Here is an 18,715-nt window from a genome sequence, read left to right as displayed (position 1 = left end):
TCCACTTCTCCATAGATAGATGAGTATAGTTTGATGTTAATTATGATAATTATTCCTTCGGATTAAAAAATCGGGATGGCATAATTCTGGTAACTACAACCATACTAAAACTAGTCCAATAAATTTGAGGGGGTATATGAGTTTGGAGAAAGATCGAATTAGTACCAATCAAATGATTATACTCGGGCTATTCACATTTATTGGGGATATGGCGCTTGTGTATCCGGCGTTAATGATATCAGGAGCGAAACAAGATGCATGGATTGCTGCTTTGATTAGTATTCCCTTGGGTCTAGTGACCATAAAACTGCTACTCTGCTTAGCAGACCTTGAGCCGAACAAGAATATTATCGAGCTTAGCCTACAAATTTTAGGGAAATGGATCGGATCTGCTGTAGCCTTGTTCTATTTAGTGTTCTTCCTGATTGCCGCCGCCACTTACATAAGAGAAATTGAAGATTTCATGTGTACACAGATTTACGAGAAAACACCCGGTGGGGTTATTCGTTTCATGGCCATTTTCCTGCTGGTATATGGGGTACGACTTGGCCTAGAAACCTTGGGCCGGGCAGCTCAGCTTTTTTTCCCTTTATTTGCAGTTTTTTTAATCGGTCTGCTGCTCCTGCTGACCCCCGATGTCAAAATGGAACGTTTATACCCCATCTTGAACACACCAGTACCGGACATGCTTCATACTTTGATGTATGGTGTTTTTTATCCTTTTGGCGAATTGTGCGTGTTTCTAATGATATATCCTTATGCTCAGAAAAATGGCAAAACAAGCCGGGATATTTTCATAGCCTTGATCATCGGAGCTCTGGGCCTTAACCTCATCTTATTGTTTTCCCTTACCGTTCTAGGTGTTTACGCTTCTGAACATCAATTTTATGCCGCTTATATTCTTGCTCAAAAAATTAATATTGCTAATTCTCTGCAACGTATTGAAGCGCTTATGGCTACAGCATGGATTATCAGCACATACTTCAAAACTGCAGTTTATTACTATGCTTTAACCTTAGGTACAGCCCAATTATTTAAACTCAAAAGCCACCGTCCTCTGATCATCCCCACTGGATTTTTGTTATTCGGCATGTCACAGCTGATTGCCAAAGACATCATTTTCTATGTGAAGGAGATCCCCGCCTACTGGGTAGATTGGGATTTCACCTGTGCATTTGTTCTGCCGCTTATATTGCTAGTTGTGTATAAATTTAAGAAACGCCACGCTTCTAAGGTTTAAACGACACTAGATTGTGAATAAGTGAAATTAAGATTGTAGATACGAATCCCGCTTAATGATCTAATTACGCTCCACTAAAATAATTGGGGAATTTCTCCCTGAAATTCACAAAGTGAATATTCCGCCGCCCAACCTAATGGCATAGAATACTTTGTGTGCGTAGCCCATAGTCTATTGGCTAAAGCAAGAATCCGCTTATAGACTATTTACTAAAAAAGAAGCTGCCTCATAAGTAGTATTCACTACTTTTGAGACAGCCTCTTTGTTCATAAGTTTCTTGTATGAAGTAACTCTATTCCTTCTTATCCAAAGAAAACGACGATGGAGTTACATCACTGACAGGTTCTTTTGCCACTTCAAAAGTGGATCCGCAGGCCGGACAAAAGCGTGCCTCGATCGCCACATTCCCACCGCATGCTTTGCAATGCTTTACATCGGACAACTCAGCTATTTGCTGAAGGTTCGTCTCAATCTCCGCCTTCAATTCGAGAATACGATTGATATTAGTCTCGATTTGCTCACTTGGCAGTGGTCCTGCACCTTGAGTTACGGCTTCAAATAACAGTTTGCCCATGACCTGATACTGCTGGTCAATATCATTTTGCTTACCGTTATTTTGCAGCTTCAACCGGTTAATCTCCACCACTGTTTTTGCTTTATTCCCAGCCTCGCTTACCCCTGCTTTTACTTTGTTAAAAAAACTCATATTCAGCCCCCAATTCCGTAGTAGTCATATATAAGCATATTTCGACACCGCCAGAAGTATTCCTTTCTTTATTGTACCTAACTTCGTCCATGGTTTGTAGCCTATAACCGATTTACTAACCCTTTCCCCGCCTTCCTGCGGGAACGAACCTCGACTCAGGTCTGGTATACAAAACCGCCTTCAGGCCGTTTTTTCGCATGCAAAAAGACATTAGAATGAGTACATAAGCAAACGGGTTGCAGGATTCAATAACAATCACACCCATACGAGAGGAAGAAAACAATAAATGAAAAAATTATATCGTTCCCAAAGTGATCAGAAGATAAGTGGTTTGTGCGGAGGTCTTGCTCGTTGGTCTGGTATTGATGCTACAGTAATCCGTCTTGTTGCTGTTGCCGCAGCATTGTTCAGCTTCGGAACAGTACTTATCTTCTACGTCATCGCTAGTATCATCGTTCCTAAAGAACCTTTTAACAGCTTTTCAGATGGACATGATTTCTATTAATTAATCGTCGTTTAATACAAGCCAGCCCTAATATAGCCATAAAAAAGGAGAGATAGAACATGAGTCTATTAAAAAGAATTTCCACAATTACTAAAGCAGCCCTACACGAAGGTCTAAATAAATTAGAAAACCCGGTATTGCTGACAGGTCAGTATTTACGTGATCTTGAAAATGATATTGCTAAGGCGGAACGCAATGAGCGTGATTTACAAGTAACAGCCAGTGTGTTGGAACGCCGCAAGCAAGAATATACTCAGTTAGTAGAGCAAAGTGAAGCCGAAGCCGTTCAAGCAGTTGAGCAAGGAAATGAAGAAAGAGCTCGCCTGGCACTCATAGCCAAGTTACGGTACGTGGAACAGCTGGAAGAGTCCATAAATAGCCAAGTACAAACTAAGCAATCCCTGGCAGAGCTTGAGATCAATATCGCTAGAGCTAAAGAAGAGCGTGAACATCTCAAAGCGAAAAGAACTGAGCTTATCGCTCGCGCTCAACAAGCCACAGAAACACTCCACTCAGCTCCACGTAGTTCTACGAAAGGTCTAAATGTAGGATCAGCTTCACAAGGCTTCGAACGTATGGAAGAGAAGATTTTCGAGTGGGAAGCATTGGCGGAAAACTCCAAAAATAAATTCAATACAGGCACAGGAATAAGTCCTTCCATCGATCCTAACCTGCGTAGCGCTGTTGACATCGAAATTGAGCGAATCCGCAACCGTAAAACTAACACTGAAGTAAACACTGAGAAAAAATAAATAGACAACAAACCCCTTATTACTCAGCTATTGTGCTGAATAAGGGGTTTGTTTTTTACTTCTTTTCATCCCACGAATCCATTTTTTCGTTTCCGGATCCACGCGATAAGACTCCGTGATTTTCTGCAAAGCCTTGTTGTAAGTGAAATCATCTAAGCTGTTGTTTCTCAAATAACTCATCGTAGGCTCTGGCAATTTCACATAACAAATCGAAAGCGCCCAAGAAACCGCCATTTTTACATAATAGCCTTCATGACTGACCTTATCGAGCAATGGTAAAATCCGGCTGATATACGTTTCTTCAATAAAGAAATTAAGCAGCATTACCACAGCAAATCGGATCTCATATTCTTTATCTGATGATAAGTACGGCATTATAAACTCCCATACCCGTTCTTTATTCTTTACGGTAAACTTCAGGCCTGTGCAAAAGCTATCGCATACCGACCAGTTATCGATTCTGGGAATAAAGTCAGCGATATAACGTAGGATTTCTTCAAGATCTGTCTTCACGTAGCCAAGCACCATACCTTGCAGCATCACTTCTTCAAAATAATCTGTCTCGGCATGCTCCAAATAGGCTCTCCAATCACCCTTTGCAATGATTTTGGCAAGCTTGCGCAGTTCCGGTAGCCTGACGCCTATAACATTATCTATCGTCGGAATTAAGGCCGCAGAAAACTTTTGGTAGTCCACATCTGCCAAATTCAATAGCTGTTCTCTTATTGTTTTTTCCATAGTAGTACTCCTTACCCGTCCATTATTCAAATGAAATTTCCCATAAATATATAGAAGCCACAGAACCCAAAGGAGAATAGTTTAGCCGGTATTGTTCAAATTGATCTTTGGTAAGCTTATCAAGTCCATATAGCTTCATCATCCCCCGACGAATCGCAATATCTCCCCAGCTGACCACATCCCGTCGTTCCATAGAATGGATTAACATCATTTCTGCCGTCCACTTGCCAATGCCCTTTAACGTCATAAGTTTTTGTATAACCTCTTGATCTGATAACCCAGGCAATTCCTCCAGCTTAAAATCACCCTGAGCGACCAAATTGGAAATCTCATGGATACATAGTGCCTTTTTCATCGTCATCCCACAGCTTTGAATCTCATCCGCCGTATGTAAGGCTAACTGCTGCGGAGTGATGTCTCCGAACTGAGCCAACATTCTGTTCCAAATGGTCCGAACCGCTTTTACTGAAATAAGCTGTCCTACTATAGCATAGATAAGCGCAGCAAAAAGATCCGGTATAATTACACGTTCCACTCTGCCCATCCGTGCCATAGCTGCGCCAAGTACTGGATCCACACTTCGGAGATAATCTATGTCTTCTTGCCCATAATCAAAAAACTTAGTAACTACGCTGCTCAAAGTGTTTCCTCCCGTATCTGATAGTGATGACCCTAATCCTAATATACAATACCTATTTGGCAGTGTAAGGATTGTTGAATAGAATAGCAAGATAGCGAAACTAAAAAAGCCATAATACCTCCTAAGATAGGTGGTTATGGCCTATAGTAACGCACAGGCTTATTCATTTTCAGTAATGTATTTTTATGTTCGCAGGATTCTTTTTTCTTTCGCTGCGCTTAGCCACAAGGGGAATTCATTCAGCAGCTGATCATACAGATCTTCATCAGTCACCTTTTCAATGTGGTCCAGATGAATAAAATTGGCGTTATCCACCAAACGGCCCTTCATCGTATCAAGTTGCTTCAATACTTCAAAATCCGAGTTACCGATTCCGACAAACTGCCAGAAAATCGGTTGGACCGAAGCAGCCATAATCACATTTTTAGTGGATTTCACTACACCACCATCGTTAATAAATATGATAAATACCGGTGTAGAATCGGGTTCTTCCTCCGTATATTTTTTAATGATATCCTCCATTACTGGCGGTTCATTATTGCGGCCAAACTTATGAATGGTACGATTATTTAAAATATGTGTAAACACATATCTTCCTAATTCCTGCTCTGTCACAGGTGGCAGCCGGCTAAACTCCGTATCGTACACCCAAACATCTAACGATTGGTTATCATCAAATTTGCAGGCAACGGCTAATATACGCTCAACTACTTCTTGAACGGTTCCATTATTATAAAGATTTCTCATAGATCCTGTAATATCCAGGACAACGCCTACCCTTGCAATGACTCCTGTCAGATTCTTTTTTTCTAAGGTAATCTGAACAATTTTTTTACGTAAATCAATAGAGGACAGTACATTCTTCTCTTCATAACGGATCGTCTCTAAAGGTAGGGTTAACTCAGCTGTGGCCGCTACCTCAGGGTTCCCTTCCTCTTCTTCAATAACGAGCCCATAGTTTGTACATAACGCAGCCAATCCTCCCTCAAAGCCACTACCAATAGCACTGAATTTCCACTCTGGGCCATAGCGATATAGCTCTCCAACCACAATAGCTGTCTCCGTCGACAGGTCAGAGCCATACTCGAAAACGAATAATTCCTCACCGCTAGCAGCATCCACTAAGCGTAGATAAGGAGAGGTTACTTGCTTCATAGAGTGTCCTAATTTTTCTCCTTCATAGATCGTTAAAGTTAAAGCTATTCTAGTAATATCCTTAGGAAGTTGAGAAAATGTAATGGCGATAGCTTCTTTATCCCCTTGTTGTAAGACAGAATGAGTTACAGCTTCGTCTATAGACAACGGATTACCATAAAAGATAAAGTTCTCATCGCGTTCGCAACGGTTCTGTTCTGACAGTAAAAAAGCAGCAGAGTCTATGCCAATTCTAGTATCAGCAGTCATCCACCCAAATTTCAGCAAAAGCTTGTTCACGTTTCTCCCTTTCGTAATATCCACCTTTTGCCCCTTTATAAGCCGCACTCTATCATCTCCTTATTTTTACTGAACAGCTCATTGTGATTCACTAGATTGTATTTATCATTTTACTACTTTAATATGAAACGTATATATGATAGATAAGGAGCTTTACGAATGGACTTTATAGCAATTGACTTTGAGACCGCGAACTCCAGTCGATCCAGCGCATGTGCCTTGGGACTTGTGGAAGTTAAAGCTGGAAATATAACCGCAGAGCATTCTTGGCTAATTGACCCGCAGCAGCGGTTTGATGGCATGAACATTTCGATACACGGCATCACGCCATCAATGGTAATCGGGCAACCTACTTTTCAAGAACTGTGGCCCACCGTTGAACCGTTACTACACGGACAAATCGTCGTGGCGCATAATGCTGCTTTTGATATGAGTGTCCTGCGTTATTGTCTCGATGGAATGTCCCTGAGCTACCCAAGCTTTCAATACTTATGTACCTATTTATTAGGCAAAAAAATGCTGCCCGACCTGCCCTCCCATAAACTTAATGTAGTCTCCGAGTTTTTCGGCATTACGCTAAAACACCATGATGCCTTGGATGACGCACGCGCAGCCGCTGCAATTCTAGTAAAACTTATGGAGCAGGAGGAGCACTATGATCCTCTATTGCTCTCTGCCAGTCAAGGATATACTAGCGGAACGATGTTTGCCGGCGGGTATACCCCATTTTCCACTCGCGCGAAAAAGCCTGCTAAGAAACAAGGCACTAAACATAAACCCTCCATTTATAGCAGCCGCGCCACTTTGTCCAAATAACCAAAGAACATCAAAAACCCCCAACCAGCTGCTTTCTGCTGATTGGGGGTTTTTTTTACAGGGTATCTCTTAAATCTTCAAACGATACACAGCCTTATTCTCTAGACCTCTGATGAACGGTGTCCATTCCTCGGTCTCCGGTGTGGTATCCAAAGCATCCTCCACCATTTGCAGCTTCGCATCCATCGCATCGATATGATGCAGAGCGACTGCCTCAGCTGTCTGTGGCTGAACAGGACTACCCCATTCGCCCAAATTATGATGTGACAATACGAGATGCTGTAACGCCATAACCTTTTCCGAATTCAAATCAATATCTAAACGGATAGCCGCTTCCGTGATCCAGTTAGACGCCATCGAGATATGGCCAATCAACTTGCCCTGAACGCTGTATTCCGAGACAATCCCAAGCTGGGAGACCATCTCCTCCGGCTTCGCGATATCATGCAGAATGATTCCTGCCTTCATTAGATCTGGATTCAAGAACGGACGCTGCTTGCACAGAAAATCACCAATCTCCAGCATACGCACCATATGATAAGCAAGTCCGGCAAAATAAGCATGATGATGTGTTTTGGCTGCCGGATAATGCATCAATTTCTCTTCCACTTTACCCACACAAAAAGAGACAATCGAAGCAATTTCCGGATCTGAAATACTTGCCATAACCCCTTTAATCGTATGAATAAGGTCTACTGGACGAATTGGGGCAGAACGGATGAAATCCGTAAGTGCAACACCATCCTCATCGTTAACCAACCTGATTTTAGTAATTTTTATTTGTAATTTCTCACGATAAGTATGAGCAATCCCGCGTACCTTCACAAGCGCCATAGGAAAAAAAGTTTCTTTATCGGTTGTGCTGGCATCCCAATATTTCGCAGATAATTGTCCAGTGGAATCCCCCAGAACGATGTCAAAATAATCTTTTGGAGGAGTGCCGTTCGTTTGTTTAATTGCCAGCTCTCTTAAAAGATAAAAGCCAACAAATTCATCTTGTGGAGCGAGCTGTTTAATTTGTGTCATGTTGGAGCCTCCTATTAATAACAGGCTTTTGGCCTGCTCTCTATATTAAACTTTAGACACTCACCTCCAAAATCCCTTTAAATCACTATACGATCTATTTTCATATTTATGTACAAGCCAAGAATATTTGAAAAAGGAGGCTACTCCCCGGCCATATTCTGGCACTGGAATATCCTCCTTTTATTATAAAACGATAATTATTTACCAGCCGATTCAAGCGCTGATTTAATAGCTTCTACCGCTTTAGCGGATATTTCTTTCTCTGCATCATTTTTTCCGAAGGCTGCTGGACGGTAACCATATTTGTGCAGGCTGTATCCGGTCGATGTCGACTCGATTTCACCTTTCACTGCCAGCTCCGCGTCCGTTAACTGATTGATTGTTCTTACACTTCCGTTTTTATCCAAATAATAAACAAGCATTTTGACAGGAACACCGTACTCTACATTCACCATAACATTTACAAGCTTATCGGCACTTACACCAATGAAGATTCCATCGAAATAAGCCGCTTTATTAGCTTCTACAACCTCAGCTTTTCCGTATGCTCTATCCACCGCAGTCTTCAAAGCCACGCTGCTGCTAGTTGCACCAGACACAGCATCTACTTCCTGCACACCTTCTCTAGTCCCTGCTGCGAGGAAGCTAGCCGTCAACTGAGGAATTGCTTTTACCACCTCAGGATAAGCAGCGTTCCCTCTATCTACAAGGTTCATTCCTACACGGTACAAGGCTACATTTACGATTTTGCCGTTACGCAGGGTAACGTCCGCTCTGTTCGTTCCTTTATCATAAGCATCACCAAATGCAGTAAAGGTTCCGTCTTTATAGGTTCCTTGGACTTTGGATGCATTGTTCAAAGCATCTGTCAGTGCTGCTTTAGCTGCTGCCGACAATGCTTCTTGGCCTGTAATATCGGCCATTTGCACACCTTTTTCTAACAGCCCGGATGTGAGTGTAGCTACCCATCCTTTTTGTTCTGCACTCAGTTTATCGTCAGCAATCAGCTTGCCGTCAGCTCCAAACAGACTTACTTTAATGCCTGTTACCGCATCTGCATCAACATCAACTAGCAGCAGTACTTTAGATTGGTTATCTACTCCGGCAAATTTGCCGTCAAAATATTGACCTTCAGCAGGAACCTTCAGCGCTTTCTCAAATGCTCTTTCTACAGCTTGGTTCCAGCTGTGACTGCTTTCCGTAGCTCCGGAAATTCCGTCAACCTTTTCATCATAGTTAGCGATATATGAACCATTCGCTAGCAGCTTAGCTGTCATAGGAGCATTTGCTTTTACTACTTCCGCATAAGCTGTTGCCCCTCTGTCAATCAGGTTGTTGCCAAGTCTAAACAGCTTCACATCAACCAACTTACCGTTGCGAATCACGATGTCGGCTCTTTCAACGCCAACACTTCTTGCCGTACCATAAGAGGAATAGAATCCGTCTACATAAGCAGATGTATTGTTGATTATTGCATTCTGCTCAGCATCCCAGAAAGCGTTAATCGCTGCTTTAAAGTCGGCTTCAAGACCTGCAACAGGCTGTGCCTCTGTTCCTTTGGCCAGCAAGGCTGGAGCTATAGCTGCAACCGCTGCCGCTTGCTCAGCTGTGTAAGCTTTCTCCTCAATGAAATCACCAGCGCTGTTCATAGGATTCACTTTAACATCTGTAAGCTTGTTGGATTCGTAGGTCGCGAACACAGAATATTTACCTGTAGGATCTACGCCCATATGAACTCCATCAAAGTAAACGGCATTTGTATCTTTCACTGTCAGAGCTCTTTCAAACGCTCTATCTACAGACAATTTCCAGCCATTACTGGAGCGGGTAGCTCCCGAAACAGCATCAACTGCCGCTGCTCCATCTCTTGTTTTGCCAAGCAATCTATCCTTCATCAATCCATAAGCTTGCCATAAAGCACTATAATTGTTACGAGCATCTCTATCAATCAGCTTAGGACTGGTTCTCAAAAGCTCAATGCTAGTAATTTTACCATCTTTAATTTCGATCTTGGCACCTTCCGTGCCTTTGGAGTATGCATCGCCATAAGCTACGTAAACTCCATCTTGGTATACGTTTTCATTAACTGTAACAGGCTTTGCTGTAGCCACAGGCTTAACAGTTTCCGCCGGTACTACTGTCGCTGCTGGTGCAGCGGTTGCTTTTGGGGTTGCTACTGGTGCTGCTGTAGCTTTTGGGGTTGCTGCTGGTTTGGCTGTTGCCTTTGGTGTTGCTGTTGGTTTTGCCGTTGGCTTTGGCGTTGCTGTTGGTTTTGCCGTTGGCTTTGGTGTTGCTACCGGTTTTGCCGTTGCTTTTGGTGTTGCTGCTGGTTTTGCCGTGGGTTTTGCTGTTGGTTTTGCTGCCGGTGCATCCGCTTCTTCGGAGGCTGCCGATACTGCATCCACCTTCAAGTTTACAGCAGGCACATTAAGTGTGTAAGCAAACGGCGCTAACAATATAGCCGCGCTAACCGTTAAAGAAATTAGTTTTTTCAATGAAAATTCTCCTTTACCAAACCCCAGTGATATGTAGCTTTTTGTTAACCAAACCTTTTTCGTACGATGCCCCTTCTCTTCTTATGAAGCATAACTTCTCTCTTCATAAGAACTAATCCCCCCTCTCATGCTTATGCAGGCTCGATTTTCAATAAAAAATAGCTTGAATCTATTTCATTTCTTCCTTTTAACACAAAGCTGTATAAAAGGTGAAATAATTCACATAAGTTACTATAAAAACACTTACACCCGTTTTCCATCAATTTCTGGTTTGATACTACCAGACCTTTCTGCGGTTCTTCTGTATCGAAAATCACACACCCTATAAGAAACATCACTATTTGCGATTAAATTTAATTTATACGCGCAAAGTGATCTCAATAACTGTGCATTCAAGGCTAGCTATGCTATTTTAGAACGATCTCTTATATGGGAAAGGAGTTCTGTGCTTTGAGCAAACAGCCACCTATTGGAGTTATACTCGCCCAAATCGGCACCCCTACTGCACCAACTGCAAAAGCTGTACGGCCTTATCTGAAACGTTTTTTATCAGATCGCCGAATCATAGATTATTCTCCTCTGCTGTGGCAGCCTTTGCTGCGAGGTGTCATTCTGCGTTCACGTCCACGCCGGTCCGCTGAGCTGTACAGTCAAATATGGACAACCGAAGGATCACCATTGCTCTTTCACTCTTTAGCTCAGCAATCTGGATTACAAGAACTGCTGGGTCCACGGTATCAGGTAGAGCTTGGATTGGCTTATAGCGAACCCAGCATGGAGCAAGCGATGGCGAAATTCGACACCGCCGGAGTTACCCGAATTATCATTGTACCGCTGTTTCCGCAATATTCGTCCACGACTACCGCGTCCGTATTCGATCAGGCCAGCTTTGCAGCCTTAGGTCGCCAAAGCTCCACTGGACCTGTAACTAAACGTCTGATTCCGGCTCTAAGATTTATTGATGCCTACTATAATGAGCCCGGTTATATTTCAGCCTTGAAGTCACACCTACTGCGTCAAATGGAGATTCTGAGCAAAGAACCTGATTATTTTGTACTGACCTTCCATGGGATTCCCAAACGGTATGCGGATACCGGCGATCCCTACCCGCAGCAATGTATGGAAACCGCGCATCTTCTTGCTTCTGCTATGAATTGGGAGCCCGAACGCTGGCAGCTTAGTTTTCAATCACGTTTCGGACGAGAAGAATGGGTAGGACCCTCTACTGCGGATGTTCTGGGAGAGCTTGCCGGACGAGGAATACGTAAGCCTCTGATTTTTTCACCGGGTCTTGTGACCGATTGTCTGGAAACGCTGCATGAGCTAGCCATAGAAGGACGAGAACAATTCGAGGCTGGTGGAGGACAAGCAGAGGAATTTATGGCAATCCCCTGTTTGAATGACCATGAGGATTGGCTTGATTTTTTGGCTGAACATGTAGAAAAAAACGCCCAAGGATGGTAAATCAAAAAAACCGTCTTGTCCACAGATCATTTCTGTTGCAGACAAGACGGTTAGCTATATCAATTGTTAAGCATGAAGAATCGAAAGGATACTTATGCTGTAAGCTGCTTATATTTCGTAGTCAGTTCATGGAACCACTGCTTGTCCTGCAAGGTCAACGCAAAATCAATCAGCTCGGCAATCTCACTCGGCTGTAAATCTGCTGAGTCATTAAAGGATACTTCAGCCGTAGCCGTAGCTGCGCCATTCCCATCCTCTGCGTAATCATAAGAAAAACATAACTTAATGTCACTTTCCAGAAATTCATTACGAAGGAAATATAATACCTCACACATTAACACAGGTCTAACATGATCATCAAAGACACATTCCATAACCTTTGCCCAATATTGCTGGTTGTTGAGGTGTAACTTATCATTAGTTAAGAGATATTTCTCACCCTGAAAATCGGTGACAAATCTCAGTTCAAGCGGCTTCATCTTAAAAATAGTAGCAATTTGCTTCATGCTAATATTCAAAATATCTTGCGTTTCTAGTCTGATCATCTCTCCATGCACCTCGTCCCTCTTAGTTGGGTTATTCGAAACCTGCCATTATCTATAATTCTTTATATGCCATTAATGTAAAATTAACTCCATTAATTCACTTTAATTTTATCTAATTTAACATTATTATCGTCACCTGACTATGCTTTATTTATATTTTTTTAGGATTTCGCTCAGAAAAATGTTTCATTCTCTAAAAATCTGTTTAATATTATTGTTCATTACAAAAGGATGTATAAAGATTACGCATCATGTGAAGCTTTTGCTTTCTTATATTTAAACAAAAAAAACTGTTCTGAAGGGTCATTATGACCTCAGAACAGTTTTTTGCATTAGGATTATACTTCAGTTAATTCACTTAAACAAACAATGGCACTAACTGTATTCCCTCGGGTGAAATCCGCACGAGTCCTTTATCTGTGATACGTAACGTTGGGATAACCGCCAAAGCAAGCAGCGATAAAGTCATAAACGCGTAATTCAAAGTACAGCCGGCATCATACAACGCTTTGCTGATCGCAGCTGATTTCTCAGCAGCAATTTCAAATGGCTCTGTAGACATTAGGCCTGCAATGGCCAACGGGAATAACGTTTCTCCACTAGATGTAATTACAGCGACCCCACCCTGAGCGTCCGCCACCGCGTTCGCAGCTTTGGCCATTAGCTCATTATCATTGCCGATGACGAGTACATTATGACTATCATGAGCAACAGTCATTGCGATAGCAGCCGGTTCTTTAAAACCGATGCCTTCCACAACAGCCACTGATTTATTTCCTGTTCCTTTATGCCGTTCGAGCACAGCGATTTTACACAGACCCTCTACAGCATTTACATCCAGCTGCCCTGCCACTACAGGTACCGAAACCATACGTTCAATGGTCTCCACATGATTTTCTCTTACTTTAATAACTCTTGTAGTAAGTTCCCCTGTTTCAATTGGAGCCGCGATAATAAAATCTTCGGCGGTAGGACGCTGCGGCAAATGAACCGAAGCCAAAACTTCCTCTGGATATGTGAATTTAGCAAGCTCTGCCGTCATCACACCGTTTTCGGCAACTACTACACCCGCGGCAATCGTAAGTACCACGTGAACATCGGCCAAATTCCCGTCCAGCAGAATAATATCCGCAAAAGAACCTGGAGTAATAGATCCGATATCCTGAGACAACCCAAAACGCTCTGCTGTATTAATAGTTGCCATTTGGAAGGCTGTTACTGGCTTCACGCCTTGAGCAATCGCATGGCGAACAACGAAATCCATATGACCTTCGTCCCGTAACGATTCCGAGCTGCGGTCGTCAGTAACCAGCATCATGCGACGCGGGTCAAGTCCACGCTCTGTATGAGCGGTGATGGTCTTGGCAACATCATGCCAAGCCGAGCCCCGGCGCATTTTGGCATACATCCCCAGTCGAACGCGCTCAATCACATCGTCTGCTGTAACACACTCATGATCACCAGTTACCCCTGCCGCAGCATACACTGGCAGTCTCCAGTCGCTGGAAGGCCATGTGAAATGACCGTCAACAAATCTGCCTGCCCGCAGCGTAGCTTGAATCTCTCCAAGCATTTTCTCATCGCCGTAAACAACGCCAGGGAAATTCATCACTTCGCCCAGAGCAATCACATCTTTGCCCCAAGTAAAAGCTTCAGCAACTTCTTCAGGACCAATTGAGGCACCCGTTGTCTCGAATTCCGCACCTGCTGCAGGTACACAAGAAGCCACCTGCATGTAAGCAGCTAAAGGCGTACCCCGCATCTCATCCAGCATCAATTGAATACCCTTCAGCCCGAATACATTAGCAATCTCATGCGCATCAAAGAAACCACCTGTTGTGCCAAGCGGCAGAACAGCGCGGGAAAATTCAGTAACGGTTAGCTGGGTGCTCTCAATATGGCAGTGGCCATCGAGCAATCCCGGAGCTATATACTTGCCGTTCGCATCAATAACTTGCGTTCCTTCGCCAATCATATGTGTCACATCTTTACCAACATAAGCAATTCGTCCACCTTGAACACCAACAGACATTCCTTCTAGAATTTCACCAGAGCATACGTTGACCAGCTTTCCACCTGTAATTACCAGTGTTGCCGGTTTATCGCCTCTTGCCGTAGCCACAAGCTCAGGTACACAATCTGCTAAAGGCTTTCTTGTAAAAGTTGTCATCTTCATCTCTCCCCCGTTAGTATCCAAGTGTTGTCTTGATGTAGTGAATAGATCCGTATCATAGAGGATTGCCTAACTATTAAGCCTAGGATAATATAGTTGCGCAGGTCTGTATTTGTAAGAAAAAACGGCTCAATCATCCCTGTAGATGATAGCCGTTTACTTATTCCCAAAGATTGTCCGAACCATCCGGACATGCCCCTGTTTTTACTCTCCCGCCATCCGCTCTATTCCAACGATTATCTTACTTTTGCCTCATATACGTCAAGTGCTGCCTGAACCCCAAACCCGCAAGGCCCCTTAAATCCATGACGCTGTAATGCGGCTTCCAGCGCTCCAAGCAGCCGCAACACGTTATTCTCACGACAGCTAAAACCCATCGTACCGATGCGCCAGATCCTTCCCTTTAACGGTCCAAAAGAACTGGCAATTTCAATTCCGAACCGCCCCAGCAGCAGCGAACGGACAGCTTCCCCATCTATCCCCTCAGGGATCAGCACACAGGTAACAACAGTAAGCTTGCAGGAAGGATCCCCGTATAGTTCTAAACCCATAGCTGTTAATCCAGCTACAAGTGCTTTTTCATGGAGGATATGTCTGGCGAATCGGGCATCCAGCCCTTCTTCAAGGGTAAGCCGCAAGCCCTCCCGCAGTGCATAAAGCATTGAGGTCATCTCTGTATGATGATTGAGACGTTGTGGACTCCAGTAATCCTGAAGCATGCTGAGATCGAAATAATTGCTGCGGACAAAAGATAAGTCACCTGGCTGGACATCACTTGTTCTAATCCCGCGTTCTACTCGTTTTCGGGTCATGAGCTTAGCTTCAGCACGATCATTATACGTTATCGGTGCCATTCCGGAAGGGACGGACAGGCATTTCTGTGTACCGCCAACGACGGCATCCAACATCCAAGCATCTGTCTCGACAGGAATGCCCCCAATGGTTGCAACTGCATCAACTATGAATAAAGCATCCATCCGGCGGCAAGCTCTACCGATTTCCGCGAGTGGCTGCACACGTCCTGTAGAGGTCTCCCCATGAACCATTGCCACCACATGTGGCTTAAAAGTCTCCATAGCTGCTATCACTTCATCCGGCTCAAACACACTCCCCCATGGCTTTTCCAACACGAACACCTCAGCGCCACATCTTTCAGCAATCTCATGCAATAGATGTCCGAAGCGGCCAAAGATCGGAATCAGCACACGCTCACCCGGCAGGATCAAACTAACCATCACAGCTTCAATTCCAGAACGGGAGGTACCATCGATAGGGTAAGCCCATGAATTACGAGTAGCAAACAGCTCCCGCAGCATTTCCATCGTTTCATTCATAATAGAGGTGAACTCTGGATCAAACTGACCCAGCACCGGAAAAGACATCGCCCGCAGTACACGCGGATCTACCTCGACCGGACCCGGAGTCATAATACAGCGTTGGGACGGCGACAAATCTTCATAACGCTTCATGATGATCCTCCCTTAAAAGTTCGGCGAACTCTTTTTAATAAGCTAACTCATATAACATCGCAGTCAGAACCTCAAGCCCAGCAACGAGCTGCTCAGGGGAAGTATACTCTTCCGGAGAATGGCTGATCCCAGCTCGGCTTGGCGCAAATATCATCGCAGTAGGGCAACGCGGCGCAAACAGCTGGGCGTCATGTCCCGCTCCACTTACCATCATGCGGTACGTCTTCCCCTGTTGGCGGCAGATATTTTCCAGCATTGCAGATAGCTTCATATCCATAGGCGCAGGGACTGTATTGAGCACGGATGTAACCTCAAGAGTCACCCCACGTTTAACAGCAATTTCATTACATTCCGCAAGAAGCTTCTCACAGAAACGTTCCAGTTCGTCCTCTTCACTATGGCGGATATCTAGTGTAAAAAGAACCTCACCCGGGATCACATTTGGCGTATTCGGATACACCTCAAGCTTACCCGAGGTTGCTACAAGAGGTTCACCAGTAGTTTTAGCAGCACTTTCAAGCACGTACAGCATTTCAACCGCACTAGCCAGTGCATCCTGCCGCATAAACATCGGTGTCGTGCCTGCATGATTAGCAATACCACTGACCTTGACCACATATCGTCTCTGGCCAACAATCCCCTGAACTACGCCTATCTGAGTGTCCGTCTTCTCCAGAATAATCCCCTGCTCGATGTGCAGTTCTACAAAAGCACCAATATCATTTCTGACTCCAGTCCGCTTAGAAGCTTCCTCCTCCGTTATGTCCTGTAAGAAGCTGGATTCCGTCATTGCTGCCTGTAATGTCACTCCCTCTGCATCCATACAGGTCTCGGCCTCGCTTCCGTCATACCTTTCCGTGACATGGCCCGAACCCCAATAAGCAAGCGGAAATCGGCTCCCCTCTTCTTCACAAAAAGATACGACCTCAAGCGTCCGCTGCGGCTGGCCAAAGTTCCTCTGCAAATCTTGAAGCGCAATCATAGCCGCAGCGATTCCATAGGCACCATCATATTTTCCGCCATTGACTACAGTATCGATATGCGATCCGGTTAAAATAACCTTTTGCTGCGGATTGCATCCACTCAATCGTCCATATACATTGCCAACCTTGTCTATGGAAACTTCTAAGCCGAACCCAGCCATTTTTTCCCGCAAAAAAATCTGCGCCCGGCTCCATTCCTCCGTATATAGCAGTCTAGTAACTCCTGGCCCAGGTGTGCTGAATGCCGCCAGCTCCTCCAGCAGCTCCAGCAGTTTCTGAGTCGATGCTTGAACTCTGCAATCATTCATAGGCTGTACTGCTCCTTCCTAATTCGCAGCCACTGTCCACCTCCCTCACTGATCACTCCTTCTTCAGAGGTATAGATCACATTCCCGCGACAGATCGTAGCAACTACTTTGCAGGACAAAGTTCTTCCGATGTAGGGGCTGTGCTTGTGGCGATACAATAAATCCTCCGCAGTCAGCGTATAGGTTGTATTTGGATTCAGCAGAACTAGATCGGCATCTAGACCTAGGGCTATAGCGCCTTTACGATGCTCTATTCCAAAACGTTTTGCGGGTTGCCCTGCGAGCAGACTGGAAATTAATGTAACATCCAAACCCCGCACATTCACGCCTTCATGGAACATAAGCTCCAAACTGCTCTGCGCACCCGAGATCCCACCCCAAGCTGCAAAAAAAGATAAGTCCGGCTTCACCTTCAATTCCGTTGGACAGGGGGAATGATCCGAAGCAATCAGATCGATTTTGCCTTGGGCCAGCATCTCCCATAACTTCTCCTGCTCCACCGCACTTCGCAACGGAGGCGCACACTTCGCCACAGGGCCTAAAGCCTTCATATCATTTTCAGTGAGGACCAGATAATGTGGACAGGTTTCTGCCGAAACGTCCAGACCTCGAAGCTTAGCTTCATAGATTTTCTCAATGGCGGCGGCCGTGCTGATATGAACAAAATGCAACCGGCAGCCCGTACGTTCACTGTACAGCAGCGCCCTGGACACTGCCTCCAGCTCTGCTTCAGCAGGGCGGCAAGCCGCAAAATCACTTGCGCTGGTTCTGCCATTTCGCACTGCATCTGCGGTCAACACCGCCGTGATAGCCTCACTTTCTGCATGCAGCGCCAGAATCCCGCCCAGAGAAGCGATTCGCTGCATCCCTTGATAGAGTGTATCCTCATCCACTTCACGGAATCTGCCTTCGCCCTCCCCTCCAGGATTGGAGAGAAAGGCTTTAAACCCAGTGACGCCAGCGGCTGCCAAAACTTCTAGATCATCCAGATTGCCGGGAACGAGCCCACCCCACAGCACATAATCAACGGCAGAGTTTCCAGCCGCAGCATCTACCTTTTGACGAAGCCCAGCCTCGTTCACAGTAGGTGGATTGCCGTTAAGCGGCATATCTGCGTAGGTTGTGCAGCCGCCAGCTGCCAGCGCCGCAGAACCGCTGCGAAAGCCTTCCCAATGTCCAAACGTTGGTTCATTAAAGTGGACATGCATATCAATCATACCGGGGAGCACATAGAACCCATCTGCGTCGATGACTTTGGTTAGCGGCGCAAGCGAAAGTTCCTCTCCAAGTGCGACAATCTTACCCTCTGATACTGCAATATCCAGCTTGAGTACCTGATCGGGCAGCACTACATTCCCGTTCTTAATCACAAGTTCATAGGATTCCTTCATGAGCTGCCACCTCCTCCGGTCGTCAACTTT

The 18,715-nt window shown here is 44.8% G+C and carries 16 protein-coding genes and 1 pseudogene; 5 read left to right on the top strand and 12 right to left on the bottom strand.

Annotated elements, in window-relative coordinates:
- The first annotated feature begins 136 nt into the window (after positions 1–136).
- The gene (locus tag MHB37_RS06715; RefSeq protein WP_076125414.1) at positions 137–1,240 is read left to right on the top strand and encodes an endospore germination permease; all 1,104 of its coding nucleotides are present in this window, start codon (positions 137–139) and stop codon (positions 1,238–1,240) included.
- A 292-nt stretch (positions 1,241–1,532) separates the two neighbouring features.
- Here the strand turns inward: MHB37_RS06715 and MHB37_RS06710 are convergent, their stop codons facing one another.
- On the bottom strand, positions 1,533–1,946 hold the full coding sequence (locus MHB37_RS06710; RefSeq protein ID WP_076125416.1) for a zinc ribbon domain-containing protein: 414 nt from the start codon (positions 1,944–1,946) through the stop codon (positions 1,533–1,535).
- A 286-nt stretch (positions 1,947–2,232) separates the two neighbouring features.
- Here MHB37_RS06710 and MHB37_RS06705 point away from each other — a divergent pair, with 286 nt between their 5' ends.
- Together MHB37_RS06705 and MHB37_RS06700 are read left to right on the top strand one after the other, a co-directional pair.
- On the top strand, positions 2,233–2,451 hold the full coding sequence (locus tag MHB37_RS06705) for a PspC domain-containing protein (protein WP_038569266.1): 219 nt from the start codon (positions 2,233–2,235) through the stop codon (positions 2,449–2,451).
- 59 nt (positions 2,452–2,510) lie between these two features.
- Positions 2,511–3,203, top strand: a complete 693-nt coding sequence (locus MHB37_RS06700; RefSeq protein ID WP_076136267.1) for a PspA/IM30 family protein — start codon at positions 2,511–2,513, stop codon at positions 3,201–3,203.
- 27 nt (positions 3,204–3,230) lie between these two features.
- Here the strand turns inward: MHB37_RS06700 and MHB37_RS06695 are convergent, their stop codons facing one another.
- The 4 genes and pseudogenes from MHB37_RS06695 to MHB37_RS06680 all read right to left on the bottom strand — a co-directional run.
- Entirely contained in the window at positions 3,231–3,941 is a 711-nt protein-coding gene (locus tag MHB37_RS06695; protein ID WP_076185389.1) for a DNA alkylation repair protein, read from the bottom strand.
- A gap of 22 nt (positions 3,942–3,963) precedes the next feature.
- Positions 3,964–4,581, bottom strand: coding sequence for a DNA-3-methyladenine glycosylase (locus MHB37_RS06690; protein ID WP_076302163.1), 618 nt, complete (start codon positions 4,579–4,581; stop codon positions 3,964–3,966).
- Between the two features lie 183 nt (positions 4,582–4,764).
- Positions 4,765–5,436 (bottom strand): VWA domain-containing protein, encoded by a 672-nt coding sequence (locus MHB37_RS06685; RefSeq protein ID WP_256716638.1) that lies wholly within the window; start codon positions 5,434–5,436, stop codon positions 4,765–4,767.
- A gap of 111 nt (positions 5,437–5,547) precedes the next feature.
- Positions 5,548–6,063 (bottom strand): annotated as a pseudogene (locus tag MHB37_RS06680) (TerD family protein); the annotation flags it as partial.
- Positions 6,064–6,174: 111 nt separating this feature from the next.
- Here MHB37_RS06680 and MHB37_RS06675 point away from each other — a divergent pair.
- A complete protein-coding gene (locus MHB37_RS06675; RefSeq protein ID WP_076125424.1) occupies positions 6,175–6,831 on the top strand; it encodes a 3'-5' exonuclease in 657 nt (218 codons plus the stop codon).
- 69 nt (positions 6,832–6,900) lie between these two features.
- Here MHB37_RS06675 and MHB37_RS06670 read toward each other — a convergent pair whose 3' ends face one another.
- Positions 6,901–7,857 (bottom strand): 3'-5' exoribonuclease YhaM family protein, encoded by a 957-nt coding sequence (locus MHB37_RS06670; RefSeq protein ID WP_036680004.1) that lies wholly within the window; start codon positions 7,855–7,857, stop codon positions 6,901–6,903.
- Between the two features lie 197 nt (positions 7,858–8,054).
- On the bottom strand, positions 8,055–10,352 hold the full coding sequence (locus MHB37_RS06665; RefSeq protein ID WP_405169064.1) for an FMN-binding protein: 2,298 nt from the start codon (positions 10,350–10,352) through the stop codon (positions 8,055–8,057).
- 450 nt (positions 10,353–10,802) lie between these two features.
- Between MHB37_RS06665 and hemH the strand changes: the two genes are divergently transcribed.
- A complete protein-coding gene (gene hemH / locus MHB37_RS06660) occupies positions 10,803–11,816 on the top strand; it encodes a ferrochelatase (protein WP_175617361.1) in 1,014 nt (337 codons plus the stop codon).
- 92 nt (positions 11,817–11,908) lie between these two features.
- Here the strand turns inward: hemH and MHB37_RS06655 are convergent, their stop codons facing one another.
- The 5 genes from MHB37_RS06655 to MHB37_RS06635 form a co-directional block, all read right to left on the bottom strand.
- Positions 11,909–12,361: an IDEAL domain-containing protein gene (locus tag MHB37_RS06655; RefSeq protein ID WP_076125508.1), complete on the bottom strand. Its 453-nt coding sequence runs from the start codon at positions 12,359–12,361 to the stop codon at positions 11,909–11,911.
- 358 nt (positions 12,362–12,719) lie between these two features.
- Entirely contained in the window at positions 12,720–14,531 is a 1,812-nt protein-coding gene (locus tag MHB37_RS06650; RefSeq protein ID WP_370510813.1) for an adenine deaminase, read from the bottom strand.
- Positions 14,532–14,770: 239 nt separating this feature from the next.
- Entirely contained in the window at positions 14,771–16,003 is a 1,233-nt protein-coding gene (locus MHB37_RS06645) for an alanine--glyoxylate aminotransferase family protein (protein ID WP_076305464.1), read from the bottom strand.
- Positions 16,004–16,037: 34 nt separating this feature from the next.
- On the bottom strand, positions 16,038–17,294 hold the full coding sequence (locus MHB37_RS06640; RefSeq protein WP_076305465.1) for a M20 family metallo-hydrolase: 1,257 nt from the start codon (positions 17,292–17,294) through the stop codon (positions 16,038–16,040).
- On the bottom strand, positions 17,291–18,685 hold the full coding sequence (locus tag MHB37_RS06635; RefSeq protein WP_076305466.1) for an allantoinase: 1,395 nt from the start codon (positions 18,683–18,685) through the stop codon (positions 17,291–17,293). Before MHB37_RS06635 ends, MHB37_RS06640 begins: the two co-directional genes overlap by 4 nt.
- Positions 18,686–18,715: the final 30 nt, after the last annotated feature.

The sequence above is a fragment of the Paenibacillus sp. FSL H3-0286 genome (genome assembly GCF_045040705.1).
Classification (GTDB): Bacteria; Bacillota; Bacilli; order Paenibacillales; family Paenibacillaceae; genus Paenibacillus_AQ; species Paenibacillus_AQ odorifer.
Note: the sequence above shows the minus strand (reverse complement) of the source record. Positions and strands in the feature narration are given on the sequence as shown.